Source organism: Halanaerobium sp. MA284_MarDTE_T2 (genome assembly GCF_003337245.1).
Classification (GTDB): domain Bacteria; phylum Bacillota; class Halanaerobiia; order Halanaerobiales; family Halanaerobiaceae; genus QPJE01.
The window spans coordinates 1-1,402 of sequence record NZ_QPJE01000067.1; the positions used below are offsets into that span (position 1 = coordinate 1).

1 protein-coding gene is annotated in these 1,402 nt (G+C 37.4%); it reads left to right on the top strand.

The window, feature by feature from the left end:
- Position 1: 1 nt before the first annotated feature.
- The coding region (gene aspA, locus DFR78_RS11860) for an aspartate ammonia-lyase (RefSeq protein WP_114459031.1) at positions 2-1,402 on the top strand (1,401 nt) is incomplete at its 3' end.

Sequence of the window (1,402 nt, forward strand, 5' to 3'; positions counted from 1 at the left end):
AATGCTAATGAGAGAAGAACAAGATTCAATAGGCAGTAAAAAAGTGCCGAAAGATGCCTATTATGGAATACAGTCAGCAAGAGCGGCAGAAAATTTTAAAATAACAGATCTAAAAGTACATCCAGAGCTGATAAAAAATCTAGCTATTGTAAAAAAAGCTGCGGCAGAAGTGAATAAAAAGGTTGGGGTTTTAAATGAAAGAATAGCATCCTCAATTATACAGGCTGCAGATGAAGTAATAAATGGGTCACTTAAGGATCAATTTATAATCGATGCAGTACAGGGTGGAGCAGGTACTTCGATCAATATGAATATAAATGAGGTTCTTGCCAACAGAGCTATAGAGATAATGGGTGGGAAAAAGGGAGATTATTCAGTAGTTCATCCCAATAATCATGTAAATATGGGCCAGTCCACAAATGATGTTGTACCTACTGCAGTCAGAATGGCAGTTATAAATCTGCTTAGGGAAGCTTTAAGTGAATTGGGAAAATTCGAAAAAGCACTGCTGGAGAAAAGTAAAGAGTTTGATGATGTAATAAAAATGGGTAGAACACAGCTGCAGGATGCTGTGCCGATAAGACTGGGCCAGGAATTTAAGGCATATGCAAATGCAGTTAAAAGGGATATAAGGAGAATCACAGAAACCATAGATGATCTGAGAGTTGTCAATTTAGGAGCAACAGCTGTTGGAACAGGTTTGAATGCAGATTTATCTTATGTCAGAAATGTGACTTCACAGTTAAATAAAATAAGCGGACTTGATTTAAAGCAGGCTGAAGACCTGATAGATGCAACACAGAATGTTGATGCACTAGTTGAGGTGTCTTCAGCAATGAAGACATGTGCAGTTAATCTGTCCAAAATATCAAATGATTTAAGGCTTTTATCATCGGGGCCGCGAACAGGATTTAATGAGATAAATTTACCGGCAGTTCAGCCGGGGTCATCAATAATGCCGGGTAAGGTTAACCCAGTAATTCCAGAAGTTGTCAACCAGATTTCCTTTCAGATTATTGGCAATGATACGACAATAACAATGGCAGCAGAAGCAGGGCAGCTTGAGCTAAATGTAATGGCACCAATATTAATATTTAATCTGATACAGTCGATAGAAATGCTGAAAAATGGTGTAAAAACATTTACAGAAAAATGTATTAAAGGTATAACTGCAAATAGAGAGCGGTGTAAGTCACTTGTTGACAGCAGTGTAGGAATTATAACAGCAATAAACCCACATGTTGGATATGAAACAGCAGCAAGAATAGCAAAAGAAGCATTAAGCACAGAAAAATCTGTAAAAGATATTATTCTGGAACAGGGGATTTTGAGCGAAGAAGAGCTTGAGGAAATTCTAAATCCATTTGAAATGACAGAACCAGGTATTGCTGGGAAAAATCTC